Genomic DNA, 24564 nt, shown 5'->3' with positions numbered 1-24564 from the left:
TCTATCAGTAAATAAGGAATAACTTGTATGGCCACAAACATGAAAACCACAGAAAACGATTCAGAAGTCTTGAGTTTTATTAATAGTGTTGAGAATGCACAACGTCAGCAAGATGCTTTGGTTTTGTTACAAATATATACTGAGATCACAGCTCAAAAAGCAAAAATGTGGGGAAGTTCAATTGTTGGTTTTGGTCGATACGCCTACACGTTGGCAAACGGTAAACAACAACAGTTTATGCGTAGTGGATTTTCCCCGCGAAAACAAAACTTAACGATTTATGTCGGCGCAATGTTGCCTGAAGATCAGAGCTTATTGGCAAATTTAGGTAAACATAAAACCAGTAAAGCATGCTTGTATATCAATAAGTTAGCGGATATTAACCTGGAGATTTTAAAACAAATCATTACTCAAGACTTAACCATTATGGATAATCGTTATCCCCAATAAGCATTAGCTTATAGGCCAATGTAGACACGCTAGGGGTTATTGTGTGGTCGCAATTTACGTTTATTCCAAGCTTTATTTACTGAATATCGCCAAATGGCATCAAGGCTAAAGTAACCCACAATACCGCACACGATTGAGCAAATCCCACAGCCTACTAAAAACGCCGGACCTATGGTTTCCATACTTTGCACAACCCAATCCCAACTGAGTTGAAATTTAAAATGGCGCTCTGGTGTGCCTAACACCTTGGTACCTAAAAGATATGCAAGATAAAACATTGGAGGCATGGTAAATGGGTTAGTTACCCACACTGTTGCCATTGAAAGGGGAAGGTTAACCCGCAAAGGAATGGCAGAAGCAGCTGCTAACCACATTTGAAATGGCACCGGCCACCAGGCGAAAAATAACCCAATACCAAAAGCACCTGAAGCTGATTTTCTATTCAAATGCCACAAATTGGGGTCATGAAGTACAGTTCCGAACATTTTTAACGCTTTATGGTTCTTGATCGTTTGATGATCTGGTAAAAAGCGTTTAATAATCTTTTTAGGCATAGTTAACCGAATTTCATACCACTGTTGAGGCAAAGGAATTGCTAAACACTATACAACGTAATAAACAACTTTGGCTTGTCAGTTTTGTGACAATTGCAGTGTCCAGTATTTTGTGGACGCATCTACCGAGTTCCTATTTGTTGCCAGTATTACTTCTAATTGCCTGGCTGTTCACACGAAATCCCCTAGTTATGCCCTTTTCAAGCGCACTATTTATCTCAGGGGCGCTATTTGCAATTGTGTGGATGGCGAGTGTAGGCCATTGGCGGGTTAATTGGCAACTACCAGAGCAAGATATTCGACAAATTAGACAAGTTACAGGTTCAATCGAAACAATCGTAAGTGCGAAACAAAGCGCAAGATTCAATTTAATAGTCGCAAGCATTAATGGCCAAACTCACTATCGAAAGTCGCGCATTAGACTAACTTGGAAATCACCTACATGGCCGCTAAAGCAAGGACAAGTCGTTGCTTTAAAGATTAAACTTAAACCTATTCATGGACTGGCGAACGAGGGCAGTTTTGTCTATCAGAAATGGTTACTCTCGCAAAACATCGTTGCTACAGGCTATGTTCTTAACAAAGAAGCGCATTTAATCAATGATACTTCGACATTGCGGCAACAGTTAATTGATAAATTTGAGCGACTTAATTTGCAACACAGTGGCTGGATAGCGGCAATTACGTTTGGCGATCGTTCCGGTTTAGAAGCCGATGATTGGCAAATGATTCAAGCTACAGGAGTCGCCCATTTAGTGGCTATTTCTGGTCTACATTTAGGTGTTGTGGCGTGGTTATGTTACTTGCTATTTAATCTCGTTTTACGTTTGTTGTGTTTTTATTCTTCGTTATCTCAACGGATTAATTATCACCACATTTCGCTTCTAACGACATTAATTTGCACGTTTTTTTATGCTTACTTGGCGGGGTTTTCGTTGCCAACGTTAAGAGCATGGATCATGTTATCGGTATGGGCAGTGCTGCTAATAACAGCGCGCTTTATCACATTTAAATGGTTTATCTTAGGCAATATTTTTATCTTTATACTCATTGCTCCTATGAGTTTGTTGAGTGCCAGTTTCTGGTTGAGTTTTGGTGCTATCGCTTTTATTGGTTTAGTCACCTGGCTATGGCCTGCGATTCCACAAGATACGAGCGCTCAAACGTTTTCTTCGAAGATTAAACAAAAGTGCAAAGTGGTTTTACGATTACAACTTATGCTGTGTTTTTTGATGATGCCCATTGTCGCTGTGTATTTTTCTATGATTTCAGTGAGCTCTCCTATTGTTAACCTACTTGCCGTTCCTTTGGTGACCTTATGCATAGTACCCTTGTGTTTAATTGGCTGTTTGCTGCTCTTGTGTTGTGAATATTTGGCCGCATTTGTATTTTCTTGGATTGACTGGATGTTAGATAATAGCCTTGACGGTTTAGCGTTCTTTGCTCAAATGAGTTGGTCTCGTATTGAACTTCCCGGTATTCCAATTTTGGTCTGGGCGTGCGTATTTTTGGTATTGCTGGCGGTATGTATGCCAATTAAAAGCAGGTTTAAAGTGCTGAGTTTTATTGGGATTATTCCGCTAATAAGTTACTTTTTACCAGCAAACACGGACACATGGAAGGTGCATATTCTGGATGTCGGGCAGGGGCTTTCAGTATTGATTGAGCAAGATCAAAAAGCACTGTTATATGACACTGGAGCTGCATATCCTAGTGGATTTAATATGGCACAGGCGGTAGTGCTACCTGTTTTGAAAAGTCAAAATATCACATCGCTTGATTGGGTGATTGTGAGTCATTTTGACAATGATCACGCTGGCAGTTTAGCGCAATTATTTGCGGGGGTTAAGGTCACAGGTTTCATTTCGAATCAAGATGTATGTGATAGTAACCTATTTGTTAAGTGGCATGACTTAACCATAACTGGGCTTTGGCCTTTAGCGGGAAGTAAGGGGATTGGCAATGATCACTCTTGTGTTGTTTTAGTGTCAGATGGTCATCAGAGTATCTTACTGCCTGGAGACATTAGTAAGCAGGTTGAACACAAATTAATGAATAAATACCAAAGTTTGTTAAATGTGGATATTTTAGTCGCCGCTCATCATGGCAGCGACACATCGTCAGTCATGCCTTTTATTAGGGCAACTGCGCCGCAATATGCTATTTTCAGTCAAGGTTATTTAAATCGTTGGGATTTTCCAAAACAGCAGGTGGTAAATCGTTATGTGGAGCAAGATATCCATCTAATTTCTACCGCGGAGTCTGGGCAAATTAGTTTTGAGTTATCTTTGCGCGGTGAACCAATTAAGGTCATTGGTTTTCGTGATAAAGGACTACAAAGCTGGTTTAATCGATATTTATGGCATTAATAGAGTCCATTTGTATCAAAAATAAACAATTAGAGTTGGCATAAATAAATTTTATGCAATCATCATTTTAATCGTAATATCAATTTTTAATAGATTGGAATTACAGCTATAATCAACAAGTTATCTAACGTATAAGTTGCACATAAATGAATTCAACGCTTCCCACACAATCTCTGTTTAAACGTTTTATGGTTTATTTGAAGGAATTCAAATTAGCGTTTTTAATGGCGATTATTGGCATGATCGGATATGCCGCTATTGATTCTTGGATATTTTCTCAATTACAGCCGATTATTGATAATAGTTTGGGCAATCAAAACTTTGAAACATTGCGTATTGCCGCCTATTTCGTGGTACCAATATTTATCGCTCGTGGCTTATTTAATTTCATGGGAACTTACATATTGTCATGGATTGGCAGCCATATTGTCATGAAAATGCGCCAGCAATTATTCGAAAAATACATGTATCTTCCGGTTTCATATCATGATGATAATGCGTCTGGCGGACTGATTTCGAAAGTCATTTATGATACTGAACAAGTTTCAGGTGCAGGCAGTAAAGCGTTATTAACCTTGATTCGCGAGGGCGCATTTGTCATCGGTTTATTAGCGGTTATGTTTTATTATTCATGGCAACTTTCATTGGTCTTTATCTTAATTGGCCCCGTGGTTGCGGTCATAGTGTCAATCGTCAGCAAACGATTCCGTCAGGTCAGTAAAACGATTCAGCAAACGATGGGCAACTTAACCTCGTCAGTTGAGCAAGTTATCAAAGGTCATAAAGTTGTATTGATGTTTGGTGGCCAAAAACAAGAAAAATTAAAATTTACCGAACGTAATAACCACAATCGCCAGCAAAATATGAAATTAGTTGTGGCCCGTGTGTTGAGCGTTTCATCCATCCAGATTTTAGCTTCCATTGCATTGGCAGTGGTTTTGTATATTTCTAGCTTACCTAGCATGGTAGAAGATCTTACTCCTGGAATTTTTACAACCGTTGTGGTTTGTATGACAATGTTGCTCAAACCCCTCAAGCAACTTACCACGGTGAACAGTGAGTTTCAAAAGGGCATGGCTGCCTGTGCCAGTGTGTTTGATGTGCTCGATCAAGAAATTGAATTGGATACTGGCAGCAGACAAATTAGTCGCCTGAAGGGTAAAATTGAATTCGACAATGTCACCTTCACTTATCCTGATACACCCACGCCAGCGTTAAATAACATATCTTTTAAAGTTGAAGTGGGCCAAACCTTTGCTTTAGTCGGTCGTTCTGGCAGTGGCAAATCAACCATCTCTAGTTTATTGACGCGTTTTTATAATATTCAACAGGGGCAAATTCGTTTAGACGATATACCCATTGAAGAAATAAAGTTAACTGATTTACGTAAACAATTTGCATTGGTTTCTCAACACGTTACGCTTTTTAATGACACCATTTTTAACAATATCGCCTATGCGTCTGAGGACATTGACAGCTCCCGTGTGTACGAAGCGGCTAAAATTGCCCATGTGCAGGAATTTGTTGATCAATTACCTGAAGGTTACAACACTATGGTAGGCGAGAACGGTTTGAAGTTATCTGGTGGTCAACGCCAACGAATAGCCATTGCTCGCGCAATTTTGCTTGATGCTCCCATATTAATTTTGGATGAGGCGACCTCGGCACTAGACACTGAATCGGAACGTTTAATTCAAGATGCATTAGATAAATTACAACAAGATAGAACCAGTATTGTTGTTGCTCATCGTTTGTCTACGATTGAGAATGCTGACCAAATAATGGTGATAGAGCAAGGCAAAATAATTGAGCAAGGAGATCACCAAACATTATTGCAACAACAAGGTGCTTATTCTCAGTTACATAGTTTGCAATTTAGTGAAGGGAATAAACAGTAAGTGACTTTTATTGAAAAAGTTTGGTTTGATAATTTACCCCAATATCAATTAGTCAAATGGGTGTTATTGCCACTTACCTGCCTGTTTTGGTTGTTGTCGGGTTTACGGCGAGCTGGATATAAGTTGGGGTGGCTGAAAAGCCATAAAATACCGGTTCCGGTTATTGTGGTGGGCAATATCTCGGTGGGCGGAAACGGTAAAACCCCGTTAGTGGTTTATTTAGCAAAGTGGTTAACTGAGCAAGGTTATAAACCCGGTATTTTGAGCCGAGGTTATGGTGGTAACGCATCTTTATTTCCATCCAGTGTCGACTTTGAAAGCGATGTTAATCGCGTTGGCGATGAACCTTTGCTAATCAAACGGCGCGCCAATTGCCCAGTCGTTATTGATCCTAAACGTCCACGTGGCGCCAAATACTTGGTCGATAAACACCAGTGTAATGTAGTGATTTGTGATGATGGGTTGCAGCACTATGCATTGCAGCGTGATATTGAAATTGTGGTTATTGACGGGGCAAGAAAACACGGTAATGGTTGGTTATTACCAATGGGGCCGTTGAGGGAAAAGCAAAGTAGATTGAAAACGGTCGATTTTGTTATTAATAACAGCGGTTCACCAATACCACCTGAGATACCCATGGAAATTAAATCTGGGGACTTTATTAATGTAAAGGATGGCAATCAGCACAAAGCGGTTGCAGATTTTAACGAGCCCGTTACGGCTATTGCAGCAATTGGCAATCCTCAGCGCTTTTATAATTTGTTAGCGCATTTACAAGTACCGGTAAAACAACATATTTCATTTCTTGATCACTACCAATTTAAACAACTAGACTTTCCTAATGGTACTATCGTCATGACTGAAAAAGATGCGGTAAAATGTCGTGACATAGCCAAAGATAGTTGGTGGTTTTTGCCAATTTATGCAAAATTACCGGAAAGTTTTTCGCAACAACTAAAACAAAAACTAGACTCCATTGATAAGGATACATAAAGCGAATGGCATTTGATAAAAAACTACTGGAAATACTGGCGTGTCCAGTATGTAAAGGTAAGCTGCAATATCAGGCTAAAGATTCTGAGTTGATTTGTCGGTTTGACCGGTTAGCATATTCAATTAAAGATAATATTCCGGTTATGCTTGAAAATGAAGCACGGGAGTTAACATCCACTGATATAGAAAATTTGGATAAAGCGAAACAATGAAATTTACCGTGATTATTCCTGCTCGCTATGCATCTACGCGGTTTCCTGGAAAACCACTAGTTGAAATTGGCGGTAAACCAATGGTTCAACACGTTTATGAGAGAGCGCTGGAAGCAGGGGCTACCCGAGTGATAGTGGCTACCGATGATGCGCGTATAGCAAAAACCGTCACCGATTTTGGTGGTAATTACTGTATGACAGCTGCACATCACGAATCAGGCACGGAAAGGCTGGCAGAAGTGGTGGATGTCGAAGGTTTGTTAGCACACGAATTAGTTGTCAATGTGCAGGGGGACGAACCTTTTATCCCCGCCGAGAATATACGCCAAGTAGCAGAGAATTTATTTCAATATAAAGACGCTGAAATGGCGACCTTGGGAGTCAAGATTACCGATGTTGAAGACGCCTTCAATCCAAACGTGGTAAAAGTCGTAACCGATAAGATGGGCTATGCGTTGTATTTTTCTCGCTCAGCAATACCCTATGACAGATCACGCTTTATGGACGCCGACAGTATTGATGAAATTGGTGATTTTTACCTAAGACATATTGGCATTTATGCCTATCGAGCTGGCTTTATTAAGCAATATGTCAATATGGCGCCATCAGGGCTTGAACAGATAGAATCGTTAGAACAATTGCGTGTTTTATGGCATGGAGAACGCATCCATGTTGATGAAGCGCAAAAAGCGCCACCAACAGGAATTGATACTCCTGAAGATTTAGAAAAGCTGATTCAAACCTTACAAAATGGAGAGTGATAATGCCAAATGCAGTTATAACCGGTGCAAATCGCGGTATTGGGTTGGAATTAACCAAGCAGCTTTTAGCCCAAGGTTGGGACGTGTATGCGTTATGTCGTAACAGTTCGGACGAGTTAGATAAAAGTGGAGCTAAGGTCGTTACAAAAGTCGATGTAGGCAATCCCGACTCACTACCGAGTGCATTAGCCAAAATAAAAGATGTGAAAATTGATTTATTAATCAATAACGCTGGCGTGTTAGGTAGAGATTCAATAAAAGAGTGGGACCCTCATACGATTGAACATCAATTTAGAGTCAATGCCCTAGGCCCGTTACTCGTTACCCAAACCTTGCTAGAGCAGCTTAAAAAAGGCGCTAAAGTAGCTCATATCACCAGTCGAATGGGATCGTTGACCGACAATAGCTCTGGTGGTTATTACGGCTATCGAATGTCTAAAGCTGCCCTTAATGCCGTCGGTGTTTCTATGGCAAACGATCTTAAGGAACGTGGCATAGCTGTTGCGTTATTGCACCCTGGCTATGTTCAAACTGAAATGGTCAGTTATGGTGGAGATATCTCAGCACAAGATGCAGCATCGCGTCTATTGACTCGCATTGAAGAGTTAAATTTAGATAATACTGGTAGCTTTTGGCATTCCAATGGTGAGATTTTACCTTGGTAAAGTATTTCTGTTAAACCCCATGCAAAAACTTAAACAACGCTATACCGGAAAATTAGTTCGAGTGCTGTGTGGGGTACTCTTTCTTTTTTATCTGCACAGTGCAGCGGCGAATCAAGTGATTCATGTGGCGGTTGCAAGTAACTTTTTATCTACGTTAAAACAATTAAAGTCTGAGTTTGAACGCACCCACAATAGCAAAGTTTTAATTAGCGCAGCCTCTACCGGAAAATTGTATGCGCAAATTTCCCACGGCGCGCCATTCGATATATTTTTTTCCGCCGACGATGTACGCCCTCAACAGTTGGAAGCGCTAGGTTTTTCCAAACATCACAAGGCATTTACCTATGCCTATGGGAAGCTGGTAGTGTTTCATCCGAGTATTGAATCAACGCAGTTTTCGTTAAGCCAGTTAGCCAACAATCGTGTTGAACATATTGCGATTGCCAATCCAAAACTGGCACCTTATGGGTTAGCGGCTAAAAATTGGCTACTGAGTAAAGGCATTTGGCAAGCAGTAAGTGATAAAATTGTAATGGGAGAAAATATTAATCAAGCCATGCAATTTGTGAAATCAGGCAATGCGCAAGTTGCCATAGTTGCGTTGAGTATGATGAAGGAAGAGCCTATCAGTGCGTTTTCTGAGTTGCTGACGACAGATTATCAACCCATAAGACAACAAGGAATTTTACTGTCCAATAATAAAAATACTGCCCAATTCGCAGCCTTTTTATTTACTGAACCTGCTCAAACCATCATTCAGCAAAATGGTTACATCTTGCCATGATGTTAAGCGAAACGGATTTAATAGCCTTTTGGCTAACCATTAAATTAGCACTTATATCCACCGTTTTATTATTAGTGATAGGCTTTCCATTAAGCTTTTGGTTAGCTAAATCTAAGTGGCGTTATAAGTTTATATTTGAAGCATTAGTGGCGCTTCCTTTAGTTTTACCTCCTACCGTTCTTGGTTTCTATTTATTAATTTTGATGAGTCCAAATGGGGTGTTGGGAGAAATATCCAATGCGCTAGGAACTGGTAATTTAGCCTTTAGTTTTACCGGCTTGATCATAGGCTCTTGCATCTATTCTTTGCCGTTTGTCATTCAACCCCTGCAAACTGCATTTGTAAATTTGCAACAACGTCCGTTAGATGTAGCTGCAACGTTAGGGGCGTCAAAGTCAGAACGCTTGTTTCGGATTATCATTCCATTGTTAAAACCAGGGATCATCAGTGCTGCAGTCTTAGGGTTTGCTCATACCTTAGGAGAGTTCGGTGTAGTGTTAATGATTGGAGGTAATATTCCTGGTCAAACTCAAGTGGTTTCAATCGCAATATACGAACACGTAGAATCACTTGAGTATCAACAGGCACATTGGTTAGCAGGCACATTGTTGTTGTTTTCGTTTGTTTTGTTGTTAATTGTTTATGCAACCAACAAAGGTTTCAAAGTGGTGAATAAATGAGCCTATTGGTACGTTTCTCGAAACCACTAAAGAGTAGAACGATTGACGTTAAACTAGATGTTAACAGTGCTGGTGTGACGGCCATCTTCGGTCCATCTGGTGCGGGTAAAACAACTTTGCTGAGGGTTATTGCTGGATTAGATAAATATCCGAATGCTGAAGTCACTTTTGATAAAAAAGTTTGGCAGAATGCGAGTACATGGATTGCCCCTGAGAACCGTCATATCGGTATGGTGTTTCAACAACCGAGTTTGTTTGAACATCTAAATGTTGCGCAAAATATTTACTTTTACCAAGGATTAAAAGCCCATAAAGGTCGCAAAAAGCGGTTTGATGTTTCGCAGTTAATTGAATTATTGCAATTAACTCCCTTGTTAAATCGCTTACCTAAAACATTATCAGGTGGCGAGCAGCAAAGAGTCGCTATCGTCAGAGCTTTAGCGACACAACCCGATTTATTATTGATGGATGAGCCGCTGTCTGCTTTAGATGAGCAACTTAAAAGCCAATTTTTAGATTATTTAGAACCTTTACTTGAACAAATTGCGATACCCGTCATCTATGTTACCCATTCTAAGTCTGAATTGGCCCGAGTTGCTAAACAGGTAGTGTTGATGGATAAAACAGGTATTACAGGGCAGGGGGAAAGTACAGAATTACTCACAGATCTCAATCAACCATTGACCTTGGGATCAGATCTTCAAAGTGTATTAAGTGCCAAGGTTGAATTGATTGATGAGCAACAGCATGTCAGCGCTTTAATAACCCAAGCTGGACAGCTTTGGGTAAGTGTTATCAACAAACCAATAGATCAACGAATGAAGGTGGTGATACACGCAAAAGACGTCAGTGTGAGTTTATCCCGGGCTGCAGATACCAGTATCCTTAATGTGCTGCCAGCCGACATAATGGATTTTAAGTTCACTGAAAACGGTAGTGTTATTTTAAAATTGAAAGTAGGCACTAGTGTTATTCTCAGTCAAATTACCCAACGATCCTTTGAGCAATTAAAGTTAGCCAAACATCTTCGAGTGTTCGCACAAATCAAAGGTGTTGTTTTAAAGTAAGTGTATGCAGATGATCAGAAAAGTGTATTAACAATGACTATGCAATGTATATACATTGACTATCATATGGATATCGGTCAATATTGCCTCATCACGAGAGCAAACCTTACTTTTAATTGGCGTTTTGGAGATTATTTTGCAGCATAAAAAATCAAAGAAAAATAGCCAGCTAATTGTTAGGATTAATGATCAGGAACGAGCTGAATTTGTGAAGCTTTGTGACGAGTTAGATACAAGCGCAGCCCGTGAAGTTCGGCGTTTTATTCGTGATTTTTTAACACAACACAAGGATCGAGATTAATCGATTAGTGTTTGTATTTTCATCATTTTTTAAGGAGATGCCAGCATGGCTAAAGTAAAGACTTTGAAAGCAAAAATTAAGACCAGTAAAGCGAAAATCGCAAAGCAAAAAAATAAACTAGCAAAATTGAAAAAGCAGCTTAAAAAAGCGAAATAATTATTGGGCGTTCTGTCCCAATTTTCCTAAGTAGAAGTTGTTTGCGGAAATTCTTTAAAAGAATTTCCGCTTTTTTTTTACGATTTCAGACCGTTCTAGTGGCCAATGCCGGCGGGATATTCGCCGCTTTTTGTGCGGGGCCAAATACCGCTATTTGCCCTACAATCCAAAGTACTAACATACCTGCGGGCACAAAATACCAATCTAGTGCATTCAGGCTAAACATATTCACTAACAACATATTTAAACCAACTGTTAGTACGGCACCTAAGACGACACCTACAGTGCTTATCAAAAAATTCTCAATCATGAAGTAACGCACAATCGACCCTTGACTTGCCCCTAACGCTCTCCGTGTGCCTATTTGTTTTTTACGACGATTAACACTAAAGCTGGCTAAACCAACAATACCTAACCCGGTTACTATGGTAAGGATTACCATAGTGGTTGAAAGTATTTTTATCATCGCGGTATCTCCGCGATAGCTGCGTTCTCGTGTTTCTTGAACGGTACGCATGTTGCGAATAATGCGTTGTTTATTTGATGAGGCTAGCGCTTCTTCAATAATCGGCATTATTGCATCACGTTGTCCTGGTAGAGCGCGGATATAGTAGCGATTGGACTCAAACTCGGTTAACTCCGGTGTAAGAACTGTGTGTTCTAAGTCATCCCAACCCACCCAAGGAGCTTGAATTTTATCGACAATCCCTTTTACGATCATAGGTTCTGTTTGACGAATATAAATGGTTTTACCCACTACATTTTGATAAGGGATATCCGCAAATAAAGACTCCGCAAGGACTTTAGTAATAAGTACATTATCAGGCCAATCGGTCACACTTCGTTGCCGCCACCTCACGTCGTTCGGTAAGAAGTTTTCACCGGCAATTACTTCTAAATCAAGTGCATTGATGGCGTGTTCATCGACCATATAAATCGCAGCGCCTTCGCTTTCTTTTTCTTCGCCTGGTTCAGTTTGAAAACTCATCGACCAGCCACCACCACTCACAGGAATGGCGTTAATTTGGATTGCATCTAGTACCCCAGGCGTAGCGCGGATTAATGCTAAATCATCAATGGCGGTACTTTTAGGATCAAAACTCGTACCAAAACCTGTAGTGGTTAGGTAAAAGCTATTGGCCTCATCGATGCCGCTTTCTCGCTCGATACGTTGCGCACGTTCAAGAATAATAAATATTGAATTGACCACTATTGTCATAGTGACGGCAATTTGTATTGCAATCAAAATGGCACCCACCTTGTTGCGCATTAAAGCACGAAAGATTGGACCAATTTCCCATTGATTAGAGCTCATAGTCTTCTCCTTATTGACTTTTTAATTGGCTGGCTGGGGCGATGTTACAGGCGCGCCAAGTAGGGTACATGCCGGCTAAAATACTCGAAACTAACGCAAGTAAAATCGCACTGGCCATCATGGTAATATCCAGTCCAACTAAATTTTGCACAAACTCACCGTACAAAGATTTAATACCTTCGAGTCCAAGAAAGGCTAAACCCAGTCCCAAAATACCGCCGGCTATGCCAATGCAGGCCGTTTCGACGATATGCTGAATAAACAGGTCTGTTTTAGACGCGCCTACCGCTCTGCGTAAACCTATTTCTGCAGCTTTTCCAGTAAATTTTGCCAGCAACAAACCTATGGTATTAAGCAGGCAAACTAATAAAAACATAAAGGACACCCACATCATGATTTGGGCGTCGTCGGCAACCACTTCTTGGTTTTCCATCCATTCCATGACGTTAGAAAGGCGGTTGTTCAATGGGCGGGCAAAACGTCCTAAGGCTTTTTGTTCGTTGACATAGTTATTTAAAAAATCCATGTACTGGGCTTTTTCATTTGCGTTTCTAAGTTCAACCCACATCTGATAGTTAACACACTCAGATTGTAAAAATGCAGCAAAACCTTCACCTTCTGGGGTTTTCCAACAATTGGTATTGCCGCCATTAGATAATTCTAATTCTTGCTTCATATAAAACGGCATAAAGACTTCTTCGGTTTCATCAAAGGCACCAGTGGTGACATCATAAAACCGTGGAACTAACAGCCAATCGTTTAAAACACCCACCACTCGGAAGTTTTCGCCTACAATCCGAATCGTACGACCAACAGAGTTTTCTCCTCCAAACACACGTTCATTCGTGGCTTTGCTGATCACCACCACATATTCTCTATTGTCATCGCTGCTATCAGGCCAGCCACTGCCAAACAAAAAAGGGGCATCAAACATCGGGAAAAAATCAGAAAAGGCTAAACGAATGCTGGCCATAAAGGGCTTCTCATCTTGACCTTGAGGTTCGACAACACCGCCGGTAGAAGCCATGGCTGTTTGCCGATACGCTTGTTTTGCTTGCATCAAATTGGTGGCTTCAGTCCAGGTGATTTGATCCGGTGGCTCATTCGGCTCGCGGGCAGGTTCAAACTGTGACCAACTGTCTAATTGCACATAGAAAAGTTGTTCACTTTTATGGGGAATGGGATTAGCTGACATCAGATAGTTAACTGTTACCGTAGTCATACTTGCACCAATACCAAGACCAATAGCGGTGATCATCAGTGCACTTAAAATAGGGTTTCGCTTGATGCTTTTTAGGGCCAAACGCAGATAATAAGTAAACATTATTTTTCCTTATCCGTTGGCCGCTTGATTAAGCTCAGCGATAGTGGGCTCAGATGAGTCAGTTAATTCACTGACTTTGCCATCTCGTACGTATATATTGCGTTTGGCTTGGGAAGCCAAATGTTGATCATGGGTCACCATAACGATAGTCGTGCCTTGGTCATTAATTTGTTTGAGTAGCTCCAATACACTTAATGCCATTTTAGTGTCCAAATTTCCGGTTGGTTCATCGGCAAGTAAGAACCGTGGATCACCGGCTAAAGCTCGGGCAATGGCGACACGTTGTTGCTGCCCACCTGAAAGTTGCGAGGGTAAATGCTTCATTCGGTTAGCCAAGCCGACTAATTCGAGACTTTCTTCAATCCGTTTTTTGCGTTCATTACTTTTAAATCCGCGGTAACGAAGGGGCACATCTACATTATCGAACAGGTTTAGGTCAGGGATAAGATTGAAACTTTGAAAAATGAACCCTATTTTTTCATTTCTTAGTTGGCTGCGTTTTTTGTCATTAAGACGACTGACATCTTGACCATCTAGCTGGTAAGTACCACCTTCGAAGGTTTCTAACAAACCTGCAATGTTTAAAAAGGTGGTTTTTCCAGAGCCAGAAGGGCCAGTGACGGCGACAAATTCACCTTCATCTACCTGTAAATTGAAATCACGTAAGGCGTGGGTTTCAACCAAATCAGTACGAAATACTTTTTTTACGTCTGTCATTGTTAACATGTGCTTTCCTTAATTCTTTTTGCTTTTAATGTAGGAGTGATTAATTGGTGATGAGAATTCGCTGCGCACCGTTGAATTGTTCTGTACCGGAAATGATGATGGTGTCTCCGGCATTCAGACCTTGCATTATTTCAACATTGGATAAACTTCTAATTCCGGTGGAAATCGGCGTTTTTTCTGCCATTCCGTCTTTAACCAGATATGCAATGCGGCCACTGCCACTGTCTAAGAACTGTCCTCGTTGCACCATTAACACATCTTCCTTACTTTCCATTAGGATGCGCGTGGTTAGGCGTTGGTTTTGACGCAATCCTTGTGGCTGTTCTAAGGCTTCTCCTGCAGCATTGTGGGAGGCGAAACGCACTCTGCCATTCACTTGATTGTTCTCAATTTCAGGTGAGATAGTGACTAGGGTGGCCAAGTGCGTTTCGCCATTGAAACTAACTTCTGCAAGCATACCAATCGCCAAATCGTCGGCGTAGCTTTCTGGAATATCAACTTCTAACTCGAATTCTGATAAGTCCACCACGCTTAAAATGGGCTGGTTTTGTGTAACTTGGTTTTTTTGCTGTACCGCTAAATTACCGACGATGCCATTGACTGGAGAGCGCATTGTCAATTCGTCCACTTTGCGTGTTAATTCATCAACCTGCAAAGCTTGTCGTTCCAATTGCAGTTGTTTGGTTTGAATTTCAAAGGCTAAACTCTCTTGGTTTAACTGAGCATCGTGCACCGCATGTTGATGAACGAGTTTGGCATTTTGCAGATCGTCTTGGGCTTTTTCATAATCGATCTGGCTTATGGAGTGGGTAGCATAGGCTTTGTCTGCACGGCGTTTTTCTCGATCTGCGGCAGTGAGTGAGACCAATGCAAGATCGACGGCTTTTTGATTTTCCAGTGCTTGTTTTTTCGCTTGTATTTTTTCTCTGTCCAACTCCATTTGCGAACGCTGTAAACTGGACTCTTCTTGTTTTAGTTCATTGGTCAACGCTGGGCTGTCGATCAATGCTAACACTTGATTGATAGTCACCGAATCACCGGCATCCACTTTAAAAGTAATAGTACCTTGGGCTGGGCTATACAGACGGGGACTAATAGAGGCTACAACTCTGCCTTGTACAGACAAATCTCTAACCAGATCACCTTTGTGCACGGTGGCAAGTCGTAAACGCTGAGCTGAAACCGAATGGTCTGAACTTGACCAATTACTAAAAGCCGATGCTAAGCTAAAATAGCAAACGATTAACACTACGCTAATGCCGATAATTATGAACAGTGGTTTTTTATTTTTTTTGCTAGCCAGTACGACATCTTGTCCACTGGTATCTTCAATTTTCATGGTGTTTTCTCTGAAATTATTAGAACAATCACAGAGTAAGTCGCAGCCAGAATAAAAAAGGTTTAAATGATCTTAAAATAAATTTTAAATGGGTGTTACTAAGCGCGGCATGTCATAGGGAATATTGCTTAAAAATAGCGCTCGATAGACACGAGCGCGCTACTTATATAAATTTGTGGGTTAGCGATTACGGCCCATTTTGTCATGGCTGCTTACCCAGTGGCCGGCAATGACGGCGCAAGCTAATGAAATGTCACCGGCTAATACGGTCGCAGCAACGATTTCAGCAAATTTATTGGCTTTGTCTTTGCCCACACAATCTAATAGCTGTAAACATTCATTTTGTGTAGGTAAACCTGTACCGCCACCAAAGGTGGCAACTATTAATGAAGGTAAGGTAACCGCAAGATAAAAATCACCATTGTCTAATAATTCATGGGATAACATACCCGCATGAGACTCAACTACATTCGCTTCATCTTGACCGGTGGCAATATATAAAGACGCGATGCCATTAGCTGAGTGGGGTCCATTATAAGCCGCACCGGCTAATTGCGCGCCATTATTCGCTAGCGTAGTAGCACCTGCTAGCACTTTTGTATCCACATTCATGACACGAGCTAACACTTCTTTTTTCAAGATGATCTCGGCGATCACGCGCTTGCCTCTTGAATGCAGCATATTTAGATGAGAGTGTTTTTTATCGGTATCCATGTTGCCAGAAAGCAAATACATGCAGGGGATGGGGGAGTTTGCTTTAATCCATTCACAGGCGACAAGGGTCGCTTTGCCCACCATATTTTGACCCGCAGCATCACCGGTGGTGTAGTTGAAACGCAAGTATTGTGTTTTCGCCACTGACCATTGTTGAATATGCTCTAATTTGCCAATACTGGTTGTGGTTTCGGATACGGCTTTTATTTGCTCAAAATTTTGTTCTACCCATTGTCCAAAGTCACGGGCTTGTCTGGCATCTTCAAAGATAAACGCTGGAGCACGTTGCATCCAACCTTCAACTACCGTCGTTTTTACCCCGCCACATTCATTTATGACACGCATTCCACGGCTGTAACTGGCCACTAATGTACCTTCAGTGGTGGCAAGTGGGACGTAAAATAAACCTTTGGCATGTTCACCATTAATTTGCACTGGACCGGCAATACCTACTGGCATCTGTACGATTCCAATAAAGTTTTCAATATTGCCTGGTAATACACCTGGATCAATACTGAATTCACCCGTGTATTTTAAATCAGTACCGGTTTTTTGTTTCAGAAACTCCCGTCTGGTTTTCGCCATTTCAACAGTGTGATCATTTTCTGAGTTACGGGGAATCCGAGTATCTTCAGACATAGTAGATTTCCTTATTATCGATAGAGTGCAGGTTTTGCAATAAACGCTGTCTTTCAATTAATACATAATTACACCTACTTAGACAATTTTTTTATCAAAAATATGTAAAATAATTGTTAATTTTGTTGGGCGTTGCTGGTCATTTTCCGTTTAAGTTTATTATTAGTGTCTCGGCTGCTGCGAATGATGTCATCGGAATAAACCGTGTTTTGTTGTTTTGCCATACGGTCGTAGAGCACGACATTCACTGAGGCCGCTAAATTCATACAACCTATGGTAGGGACATACAGTATCTCGTCACACTGATTGAGGATCTGTTGTGGTATGGAGCCATCCTCAGGCCCAAAAACATAAATAGCTTTGTCAGGATGTTGAAAATGAGGCAGTGGTGTCGCGCCCTCTACCAGCTCAAAGGCGATTTTTCGATAACCAGCAGGTAAGTCATCAAATATGTTTTCTTTGCCCGTTAGCGGTATGTGTGCATTTGCATTTTTTGTATCGGTAGCGAAATTTTTCGCGTGCTCATAACGTTTGCCTGTATACACAATTGATTTTGCTGAATAACACCCAGCAGCGCGCAGCGCAGCTCCCACATTGGTAGGGCTTTTAGGATTAATGAGACCGACAATATAATGATTCGATTGATTTTGTTGTTGGGGTTTGTCCATTTTTGATTAGCATGATGTGATAGTTTGGACTAGGATACTTTAGATTGGATTATAAAACACCATGGAGCAATTTGATGAGGTTTACTATATTTATTCAAGCATTGGATTTAGGTCAGTGCAAAGATCAAATTCAACGTCAGGCTTTATTTGATATTGCACTTATGTTTGTGATGATTGATGGCGTCATAGATGAGCAAGAAAGAAGCTATATGCAAGGTTGGTTAGCGCAACTAGAATGGTCTAGTGAAACCGATAAATTGGATTATTACAATACGGTAGAGAGTAAAGTTATTGATGCGATAGCTGAAAATGAAATTGAAAACTTTTTAGCCCATCGCGCGATTTTGTTATCCGACCCTTGGATGAAAGAACAAGCGTTACAGCTGGCCGTAGATATCTCACGTGCCGACGGTCAATTAGATGAATCTGAAAAGGCTGCGATAGAATTTTTAATGGTTAAATTGGCAGATAAACGCTAAGAGCAAAAGCCCTTAGCTTGATACTTGAGCCCTTAGCATACGGCTTGAATTATTAGCGCACTGTTCCTTTTAAGTTCGAATTAACCTCGAGACCAACAGCTTGCTGTCAGCAATCATTTCTATCGTGTTTCGACGCAATTTCAGCAGTAGCAAATAGGTTAGTGGTACTAAAAATAAACTGGTGAGGGTGCTAAACAACAAACCACCGATTATGGCTATCGCCATCGGCGAATAGGAAGGGCCGTCACCGCCAATACTCATGTCGCCAAACGCAAGTGGTAAAAGTCCTAGCACAGTTGTAGAGACGGTCATCAAAATAGGGCGTACTCGGGTGAGACAACCTTCAATAATGGCGTTGTGTACAGTCATTCCTTGATTTACTAATTGATTAATCCGGTCGACCAATACAATACCGTTATTTACCACTATTCCCATTAATATCAGCATCCCAATCATGCCCATTACGGTCATTGGATTGCCTGTAATTAAAAACGCCCAAAATACCCCAGTAAATGAAAAAATCAACGAAGTTAATACCGATGTGGGTAATAATAATGATTCGAAAAGCGCTGCCATAACAATATAAATCATACACACGGCTAGGATCATATTTGTGATCATCACGCCTTCATCTTCGTCTTGACGCTGGAAACTGCCATCTAACGCCCAACTATAACCGCTGGGCAGTTGCACATTTGCCATCATAGATTCAATACGTTCTTGTGCTTCTTCGATGGTGAGTTCACTTTCTAAATTAGCCCCAATACTTAGTGCCGTTTGCCTGCCGTCCCGCTGAATTTGTGACATTCTTGGTTTAATCGTTAAGTCAGCCAACATATCCAAAGTGACATTTTGATCAAGGTTTCTAGACACCGTTAAGTTACGTAATGCGTCTATAGAGGTTTGCAGTGTTTCATCGTAAAGCAAACGAATGTCTATTTCACCATTACTGTCATTTCTAAAGGTTCGCAGATTTGCCCCTCGTAATGCCGTGCTAATAATAGTGGCAACATCATTGGTGTTTAATCCAAAACGAAAGGCTTTGTCTCTATCTACTTTAATTTGTAACTCATAATTTTGACCATCTATATCAGCCTTAACGTCTGTTAAACCATTAACGCTACTCAACACTGGTACAATTTCACTGGCAATTTGCATTAAGGTTTCAGATGACTGTCCAAATAACGATATTTTGACACCGCCACCACTGCCTTCATCCCACTGAAAAGAAGGTTTTGCACGTGCAAATGCAGGGAACTCATCTTTAATTAACTTTTTTAGATCGGCGATTTTCATCGGGATTTCATCTTCTAGAGTTAAGCCAGATACCGCTTCTCCCGCAGTGAAATAGCTATATACCTGTTTGATGTGAAATCTTTCTTTATTGGCGTATAAATAGTCTTCCATTTTAGCCACGGTTTTTTCAACTTCCTTGAGGCTATAGTTGGCCTGAACATTATAGTTCAACCAAATTCGGCCATTATTACCATTGTTTTGTTCGTCGCTCTTTAATAAGTTCATGGGGATCATAGTGCTGATTAATATGAGTACAGCAACAAGCGCGGTTTGTCCTTGATTCTCTAAGGTCCAAGTTAAAATAGAAGCATAAACATTTTTGATCTTTGATGGCTTCACTTGTTTAGGTTTCGCTTTAATTTTTAGCTTAGTGGTTAATAAAGGAATGAGTGTCTGCGCTAAAATTAATGACGCAAACAGTGAAATGCAGATAGATACGGCTACATGTTCAAGAAATACGGTTATCTCTTCTTTGGCGCCAACTATATTGGGTAGAAAAACGATGGCTGTGGTCGCCGTTCCAGCGATAACAGCTAAACTCACCAAAGCAACCCCTTTCTTAGTTGCTTCCACAGGGTCAGGTTCGTCTTCCCGTGCTTGGAAAATGCTTTCAGTAACCACAACAGCATTATCCACCAGCATGCCAACCGCCAACATTAAGCCCATTAAAGACAATATATTGAGGCTATATCCTAAGAAGTACATACAGGCCAAGGTGATACAAATTGCAAATGGCACCGATAGGACCACAACTAGGGTAGTAGCAAGGTTACGTAAGAATAAATACAATACAATGATAGAGAGGATGGCACCGAGCAAGCCCGAATTGAGCAGGTCTTGCAGCGAAGTGGTAACAGAATCCGCCTCATCATCCATGATAAATACGTTAATGCCATTAAACGCGGTGCTGTTTCGAGCTTTTTCAATCTCTTGCATAACCGCGTCGGATACCTCCACTAAGTTAGCACCTGACTCACGAAAGATATTGAGACCAATCGCATGGGTGCGATCTAAGTGGCGTCCTTCTTCTGCTCTAGGGGTTTCATATTTCACACTGGCAATGTCGTTCAAACGTACATTCCGTTGGATAATGAGATCTTCAATTTCCTGTTTGCTACGGTATTCGCCAATTGGATTGACTGTGATTTTTTGGTCCAAATCAAAAAACTGACCAGCCGTCATGGAGAAGTTGGCATCGCGCAGGATTTTGGTTAATTTAGCCGTATCAATGTGCAAAGCTGCAATGCGTTGAGGATCTAAGCGAATCGATATTTGTTTTTTCTGAACACCATATAATTCAACTTTTGAGACACCTTTAATGCGCTCGATCGGCATTTTTAGGTTGCGCTCCAGTAAATCATACGAGTTAGAAATATCACGGTCACTCGACAATCTAAGTTGAAAAACTGGCATATCTTTTAGGTTGAACTTGAAGACTAGAACTCGCTCTACATCATCTGGCAAAAGGTGGCGGATAGCATCGATTTTCTCTCGTGCTTCGATGCTTTTAGCTTTGATATTGGCATCCCAATCAAACTGTATCTGAATTTCTGCATTGTTTTCAGTAGAACGAGAGCGCAGTCGTTTGATGCCCGACATTGTGGCTAATGCTTCTTCCACCGGTTGGGTGATCATTTTATCGATTTCTGCAGGCGTGGCATCTTTATAGGGAACCTGAATAAAAATTTCTGGAAAATCAATGCCCGGAAACTTCTCTAAAGGCAGCATTTTACTGGCCGCTAACCCCATGATTAACAGAGAAAAGAATAACATGGAAATGGTTACTGGACGACGTATGGCAAAGCTTGCCAATGCAGCGCCAGCGTGGGCAAACTTATCCATAAACCACCTCACTGTTTGGCTTGTCGGTTGTGCTTTGGTTCACTTCTGGGATAAATGATTTGCGATCAAATATGCTATACAACACGGGGATCATAAATAGAGTTAGGAAGGTTGCGAACAACAATCCAAAAATTACTGTAATAGCCATAGGTGTGCGAATTTCCGATCCTTCACCTAAACCAATTGCCATTGGAAGGAGGCCTAATATAGTGGTTAAGGTGGTCATTAGGATAGGGCGTAAACGACTGTGCGCAGCTTGTTTAATTGCGCTCATCTTATCTTCGCCTTTTGCACGTAATTGATTAATTCTATCAATTAGCACTATGGCGTTATTTACCACTATTCCAGCGAGCATAATCAAGCCAATGAATACCACCACACTGATATTTGTGCCGGTTAAAAATAAACCATAAATTGAACCTGCGCAGGCCATGGGAACAGTGAATAAAATTAAAAATGGATGCAATAAGGACTCAAACTGCGAGGCCATCACCAGATATACCATAAAAATCGCCAAGGCCAGGGCCATATAAAGGGAATTAAAACTCGACTCCATTTCTTCACTTTGGCCGGTGATCCTAGCTTGTAAACTAACGGGTAAGTTGATTTCATCAATGGCTGAGCGAGCGTCGATTACAGCCGCACCTAAATCACCGTAATTAAGGTTAGCAGTGACCAGTACCACCCGTTGTTGACCCACTCTGGTTATTTCACTTGGACCGACTGACATCTCAATAGAAGCCACAGCGGCTAAGGGGATGACGTTATTGCTATTTGGGTTTACCACTATTTGTGAAATATCTTGGATTGAGTCTCGTTGGGTAACTTGGTTTCTGACTAAAATATCCACTTTACGATCATCGACACTAAATTGACTTGCCACTTCGCCACCAATTTTGGCCGCTATTAACTTTGAAACATCCGGTGCATTGAGTCCTAATTGGGCCAGTTTGGCATGGTCGAACTGCACTTTTAATTCAGGGTTGCCATTTTGCAACGAGCTTTTTATATCGGCAAATCGTCTATTTTTAGAAAGAGCTTGTGCTAGCTTGTCACCGTAACGTTTTAACATCGACAAGTCATATCCTGAAATTTCCACCACCAGTGGAGTCGAAAAACTGAATAGTTCCGGTGTACCGAATTTACTTTCCAGACCTGCTTGATTAATTAGGTATTCACGCATAGCTGTGACAACAGCTTGTTCGTCTTGGGCAGAGGCATCAGTTTTCATCACCACATTTAACTTACCCCAATGATCACCACCTTGGGAGGGGGAAGCATTCATTAAACTGCCAGTACCAGCTAAAGAGTAGGTGCGTGCTACTTGCGGTTTTTTTTGCGTAAAAGTGGCCAGTTTAGCTAATACCTCATCGGTATTTTCTAATCTAGAGCCTGTAGGTAAGGTAATTTCAACATTAAATTCGCCTTGGGCTAACGGTGGAATCAGTTCCAAACCGATTTTAGGTAATAGTAAAAGCGATAGAGCAGAACATGTAACCACAATTGCAATAACTGCAATCCGAGCTTTCATTGCCACATTCAGACTATGGTAATACGCTGATGAAACGACATTGTAGAACTTATCGAACCCCCACAATACCGGTTTGAATAGTATTGATAGCGCTTTAGATAGCCCTCTAAACACAGTTAAAATGATGCTGGTTACCATCACAGGTACAACATAAAAGATTAATTTAACGAGAAGAGTTAATGGTAAAAATAGGTAATATCCAGTTAGTTTTAACTTGCCTGTGGGTTTAGCTTTAACCGGCCTAGGTCCCAAATCCAATTCTTTACTTGGCTGATTAGACTTTTCTCTTGCTGCAAGCATAGGGATGAGGGTTAATGCTACAACTAAGGATGCTGCCAGTGCAAACGTAACGGTAAGGGCCTGATCACTGAATAATTGACCAGCGATACCTTCAACAAACACTAACGGAAAAAATACGGCCATGGTGGTAAGGGTAGACGCCACTATTGCCATTGAGACTTCTTTTGTTCCTTGCGCGGCAGCTTCTAAGGTATTGGCATTGTCTTTTTTATGCCTATCGATGTTTTCCAGCACTACGATACTGTTATCAACTAATAAACCTATGGCCAGCGCAATGCCACCCAGACTCATAATGTTTAAACTGATATCGTAGCTATACATTAAATTAAAAGTCGCGATAATTGATACTGGAATGGAGATGGAAATAATTAATGTGGGCCAGATATTTTTCAGGAAAAAATACAAAATAAACATAGCCAGAATACCACCTATGATGGCCGCAGACTTTACTTCTTCCAATGCGCTGGCGATAAATAATGACTGGTCGTAGACCATTTGTATTTGGTAGTTCTGCGGCAATGACTGCTTCAGTGATTCAAGTCTGGCTTTTACCGCGTTAGCTACATTGACCGTATTAGCGTCACCTTCTTTATAGATTGCTATTTCAACACCTTCGAGTCCGTCAAATCGGGTGACTGAGGTGCGTTCTTTAAAGGCATCTTTGATTTGGGCTACGTCGCTTAAACGAATATGTTTGCCTTCTCGTGTAGCAATATACAAATTACGCATATCGTCTAAGGTTTGAAATTGATTTAGGGTTCTGACTAAATATTCTTGCGAACCGTCTTCCACTCGGCCACCGGACGCATTTACATTTTCGTCTTTCAAGCGTTTAATGATTTCCGCTAAAGGTATATTTAATTGACTAGTACGATGTTGATTAATCAGAACATGGATTTCATTTTCTAGGCCACCGCCGACCCGAACGGAAGCGACACCTTCAACCGACTCCAGTTTGCGTTTTATGTCTTCTTCGGCATAAGTACGAACCTGTTTCATGTTCGCTTCATCCATAGTCGCTTGTGCTACCTTAGAGTCGTTAGCGTCGGGCGAAGCGGCATTGTTTGTTCCTAGTCCGAAGCGCATTACAGGATCTAAACTTGGATTGAATCGCAATAATAAAGGCCGTTTAACATCTAGGGGTAAAAGTAAAACATCGAGTTTTTCGCGAACCTCTAAGCTGGCCATGTCCATTTCGGTGCCCCATTCAAACTCCAGCACTACATCAGACTGTCCAGCTTTAGAAGCTGAAGTGACTTTGCGAACACCTTTGACTATGCCTACTGCTTCCTCAACCGGTTTGGTAACCAATTGTTCTATCTCTCCTGGAGCGGCTCCTACATAGTCAGTGCGAATGGTTAGAGTCGGGTAGGAAAGCTCTGGTAGTAAGTTCAAAGACAAACGTGATAGAGAAACAAATCCGAATAAGAGTACAGCTAAGGTAAACATCCACACTGTCACCGGACGTCTGACCGCAATTTCAATTAAATTCATAATGTAC

Annotated in this window: 21 protein-coding genes; 12 read left to right on the top strand and 9 right to left on the bottom strand. The window is 41.1% G+C overall.

Going from position 1 to position 24564, the window contains the following annotated elements; translation table 11 throughout:
• Positions 1-27: 27 nt before the first annotated feature.
• A complete protein-coding gene (locus VUI23_RS12120) occupies positions 28-450 on the top strand; it encodes a DUF1801 domain-containing protein (protein ID WP_342804525.1) in 423 nt (140 codons plus the stop codon).
• A 29-nt stretch (positions 451-479) separates the two neighbouring features.
• On the opposite strand, the gene VUI23_RS12115 is transcribed toward VUI23_RS12120, so the two are convergent.
• A complete protein-coding gene (locus VUI23_RS12115) occupies positions 480-1004 on the bottom strand; it encodes a DUF2062 domain-containing protein (protein ID WP_216048531.1) in 525 nt (174 codons plus the stop codon).
• Positions 1005-1042: 38 nt separating this feature from the next.
• Between VUI23_RS12115 and VUI23_RS12110 the strand changes: the two genes are divergently transcribed.
• The 10 genes from VUI23_RS12110 to VUI23_RS12065 all read left to right on the top strand — a co-directional run bounded on the left by VUI23_RS12110 (position 1043) and on the right by VUI23_RS12065 (position 10734).
• Positions 1043-3373, top strand: coding sequence for a DNA internalization-related competence protein ComEC/Rec2 (locus VUI23_RS12110; protein ID WP_342804524.1), 2331 nt, complete (start codon positions 1043-1045; stop codon positions 3371-3373).
• 146 nt (positions 3374-3519) lie between these two features.
• Entirely contained in the window at positions 3520-5271 is a 1752-nt protein-coding gene (gene msbA / locus VUI23_RS12105) for a lipid A export permease/ATP-binding protein MsbA (protein WP_216048533.1), read from the top strand.
• A complete protein-coding gene (gene lpxK, locus VUI23_RS12100) occupies positions 5272-6264 on the top strand; it encodes a tetraacyldisaccharide 4'-kinase (protein WP_342804523.1) in 993 nt (330 codons plus the stop codon). It begins immediately after the preceding gene.
• 5 nt (positions 6265-6269) lie between these two features.
• A complete protein-coding gene (locus tag VUI23_RS12095; RefSeq protein WP_216048535.1) occupies positions 6270-6476 on the top strand; it encodes a Trm112 family protein in 207 nt (68 codons plus the stop codon).
• Positions 6473-7237, top strand: a complete 765-nt coding sequence (gene kdsB, locus VUI23_RS12090; RefSeq protein WP_216048536.1) for a 3-deoxy-manno-octulosonate cytidylyltransferase — start codon at positions 6473-6475, stop codon at positions 7235-7237. The genes VUI23_RS12095 and kdsB overlap by 4 nt, the downstream gene beginning before the upstream one ends.
• 2 nt (positions 7238-7239) lie before the next feature.
• Positions 7240-7902, top strand: coding sequence for an SDR family oxidoreductase (locus VUI23_RS12085; protein WP_342804522.1), 663 nt, complete (start codon positions 7240-7242; stop codon positions 7900-7902).
• Positions 7880-8686 (top strand): molybdate ABC transporter substrate-binding protein, encoded by an 807-nt coding sequence (gene modA / locus VUI23_RS12080; protein ID WP_342804521.1) that lies wholly within the window; start codon positions 7880-7882, stop codon positions 8684-8686. The genes VUI23_RS12085 and modA overlap by 23 nt, the downstream gene beginning before the upstream one ends.
• Complete coding sequence (gene modB / locus VUI23_RS12075; protein ID WP_216048539.1) at positions 8683-9366, top strand: molybdate ABC transporter permease subunit; 684 nt, start codon at positions 8683-8685, stop codon at positions 9364-9366. The genes modA and modB overlap by 4 nt, the downstream gene beginning before the upstream one ends.
• Positions 9363-10433: a molybdenum ABC transporter ATP-binding protein gene (gene modC / locus VUI23_RS12070; RefSeq protein WP_342804520.1), complete on the top strand. Its 1071-nt coding sequence runs from the start codon at positions 9363-9365 to the stop codon at positions 10431-10433. The genes modB and modC overlap by 4 nt, the downstream gene beginning before the upstream one ends.
• A 136-nt stretch (positions 10434-10569) precedes the next feature.
• Entirely contained in the window at positions 10570-10734 is a 165-nt protein-coding gene (locus VUI23_RS12065; protein WP_342804519.1) for a hypothetical protein, read from the top strand.
• A 241-nt stretch (positions 10735-10975) separates the two neighbouring features.
• Here VUI23_RS12065 and VUI23_RS12060 read toward each other — a convergent pair whose 3' ends face one another.
• The 6 genes from VUI23_RS12060 to VUI23_RS12035 form a co-directional block, all read right to left on the bottom strand.
• Positions 10976-12205 carry an FtsX-like permease family protein gene (locus VUI23_RS12060; protein WP_342804518.1) on the bottom strand — a complete coding sequence of 410 codons (1230 nt, stop codon included), beginning with the start codon at positions 12203-12205 and terminating at the stop codon, positions 10976-10978.
• A gap of 10 nt (positions 12206-12215) precedes the next feature.
• Positions 12216-13529 (bottom strand): ABC transporter permease, encoded by a 1314-nt coding sequence (locus VUI23_RS12055; protein WP_303500776.1) that lies wholly within the window; start codon positions 13527-13529, stop codon positions 12216-12218.
• A 9-nt stretch (positions 13530-13538) separates the two neighbouring features.
• The gene (locus tag VUI23_RS12050; protein ID WP_303500775.1) at positions 13539-14255 is read right to left on the bottom strand and encodes an ABC transporter ATP-binding protein; all 717 of its coding nucleotides are present in this window, start codon (positions 14253-14255) and stop codon (positions 13539-13541) included.
• Positions 14256-14295: 40 nt separating this feature from the next.
• Complete coding sequence (locus VUI23_RS12045; RefSeq protein ID WP_342804517.1) at positions 14296-15594, bottom strand: efflux RND transporter periplasmic adaptor subunit; 1299 nt, start codon at positions 15592-15594, stop codon at positions 14296-14298.
• Between the two features lie 180 nt (positions 15595-15774).
• Positions 15775-16947 carry a hydroxymethylglutaryl-CoA reductase gene (locus VUI23_RS12040; RefSeq protein ID WP_216048546.1) on the bottom strand — a complete coding sequence of 391 codons (1173 nt, stop codon included), beginning with the start codon at positions 16945-16947 and terminating at the stop codon, positions 15775-15777.
• A 116-nt stretch (positions 16948-17063) separates the two neighbouring features.
• Positions 17064-17615, bottom strand: a complete 552-nt coding sequence (locus VUI23_RS12035) for an RNA methyltransferase (protein WP_342804516.1) — start codon at positions 17613-17615, stop codon at positions 17064-17066.
• 74 nt (positions 17616-17689) lie between these two features.
• On the opposite strand from VUI23_RS12035, the gene VUI23_RS12030 reads away from it, so the two are divergent.
• Positions 17690-18094: a TerB family tellurite resistance protein gene (locus VUI23_RS12030; protein ID WP_216048548.1), complete on the top strand. Its 405-nt coding sequence runs from the start codon at positions 17690-17692 to the stop codon at positions 18092-18094.
• 69 nt (positions 18095-18163) lie between these two features.
• On the opposite strand, the gene VUI23_RS12025 is transcribed toward VUI23_RS12030, so the two are convergent.
• Together VUI23_RS12025 and VUI23_RS12020 are read right to left on the bottom strand one after the other, a co-directional pair.
• The gene (locus VUI23_RS12025) at positions 18164-21232 is read right to left on the bottom strand and encodes an efflux RND transporter permease subunit (protein ID WP_342804515.1); all 3069 of its coding nucleotides are present in this window, start codon (positions 21230-21232) and stop codon (positions 18164-18166) included.
• Positions 21225-24557: an efflux RND transporter permease subunit gene (locus VUI23_RS12020; protein WP_342804514.1), complete on the bottom strand. Its 3333-nt coding sequence runs from the start codon at positions 24555-24557 to the stop codon at positions 21225-21227. Before VUI23_RS12020 ends, VUI23_RS12025 begins: the two co-directional genes overlap by 8 nt.
• Positions 24558-24564 lie beyond the last annotated feature (7 nt).

Origin of the sequence: Alteromonas sp. M12 (assembly GCF_037478005.1) — a bacterium.
Taxonomy (GTDB): Bacteria; Pseudomonadota; Gammaproteobacteria; order Enterobacterales; family Alteromonadaceae; genus Aliiglaciecola; species Aliiglaciecola lipolytica_A.
Note: the sequence above shows the minus strand (reverse complement) of the source record. Positions and strands in the feature narration are given on the sequence as shown.

Excerpts from the sequence above, each read along its gene's own strand:
- VUI23_RS12120 (WP_342804525.1), top strand. The coding sequence starts at position 28 with ATGGCCACAAACATGAAAACCACAGAAAACGATTCAGAAGTCTTGAGT.
- VUI23_RS12045 (WP_342804517.1), bottom strand. The coding sequence starts at position 15,594 with ATGAAAATTGAAGATACCAGTGGACAAGATGTCGTACTGGCTAGCAAA.
- modB (WP_216048539.1), top strand. The coding sequence starts at position 8,683 with ATGATGTTAAGCGAAACGGATTTAATAGCCTTTTGGCTAACCATTAAA.
- VUI23_RS12035 (WP_342804516.1), bottom strand. The coding sequence starts at position 17,615 with ATGGACAAACCCCAACAACAAAATCAATCGAATCATTATATTGTCGGT.
- VUI23_RS12025 (WP_342804515.1), bottom strand. The coding sequence starts at position 21,232 with ATGGATAAGTTTGCCCACGCTGGCGCTGCATTGGCAAGCTTTGCCATA.
- VUI23_RS12050 (WP_303500775.1), bottom strand. The coding sequence starts at position 14,255 with ATGTTAACAATGACAGACGTAAAAAAAGTATTTCGTACTGATTTGGTT.
- VUI23_RS12020 (WP_342804514.1), bottom strand. The coding sequence starts at position 24,557 with ATGAATTTAATTGAAATTGCGGTCAGACGTCCGGTGACAGTGTGGATG.
- VUI23_RS12055 (WP_303500776.1), bottom strand. The coding sequence starts at position 13,529 with ATGTTTACTTATTATCTGCGTTTGGCCCTAAAAAGCATCAAGCGAAAC.
- msbA (WP_216048533.1), top strand. The coding sequence starts at position 3,520 with ATGAATTCAACGCTTCCCACACAATCTCTGTTTAAACGTTTTATGGTT.
- modC (WP_342804520.1), top strand. The coding sequence starts at position 9,363 with ATGAGCCTATTGGTACGTTTCTCGAAACCACTAAAGAGTAGAACGATT.
- modA (WP_342804521.1), top strand. The coding sequence starts at position 7,880 with ATGGTGAGATTTTACCTTGGTAAAGTATTTCTGTTAAACCCCATGCAA.
- VUI23_RS12030 (WP_216048548.1), top strand. The coding sequence starts at position 17,690 with ATGAGGTTTACTATATTTATTCAAGCATTGGATTTAGGTCAGTGCAAA.
- VUI23_RS12095 (WP_216048535.1), top strand. The coding sequence starts at position 6,270 with ATGGCATTTGATAAAAAACTACTGGAAATACTGGCGTGTCCAGTATGT.
- VUI23_RS12115 (WP_216048531.1), bottom strand. The coding sequence starts at position 1,004 with ATGCCTAAAAAGATTATTAAACGCTTTTTACCAGATCATCAAACGATC.
- VUI23_RS12060 (WP_342804518.1), bottom strand. The coding sequence starts at position 12,205 with ATGAGCTCTAATCAATGGGAAATTGGTCCAATCTTTCGTGCTTTAATG.
- VUI23_RS12085 (WP_342804522.1), top strand. The coding sequence starts at position 7,240 with ATGCCAAATGCAGTTATAACCGGTGCAAATCGCGGTATTGGGTTGGAA.
- kdsB (WP_216048536.1), top strand. The coding sequence starts at position 6,473 with ATGAAATTTACCGTGATTATTCCTGCTCGCTATGCATCTACGCGGTTT.
- VUI23_RS12040 (WP_216048546.1), bottom strand. The coding sequence starts at position 16,947 with ATGTCTGAAGATACTCGGATTCCCCGTAACTCAGAAAATGATCACACT.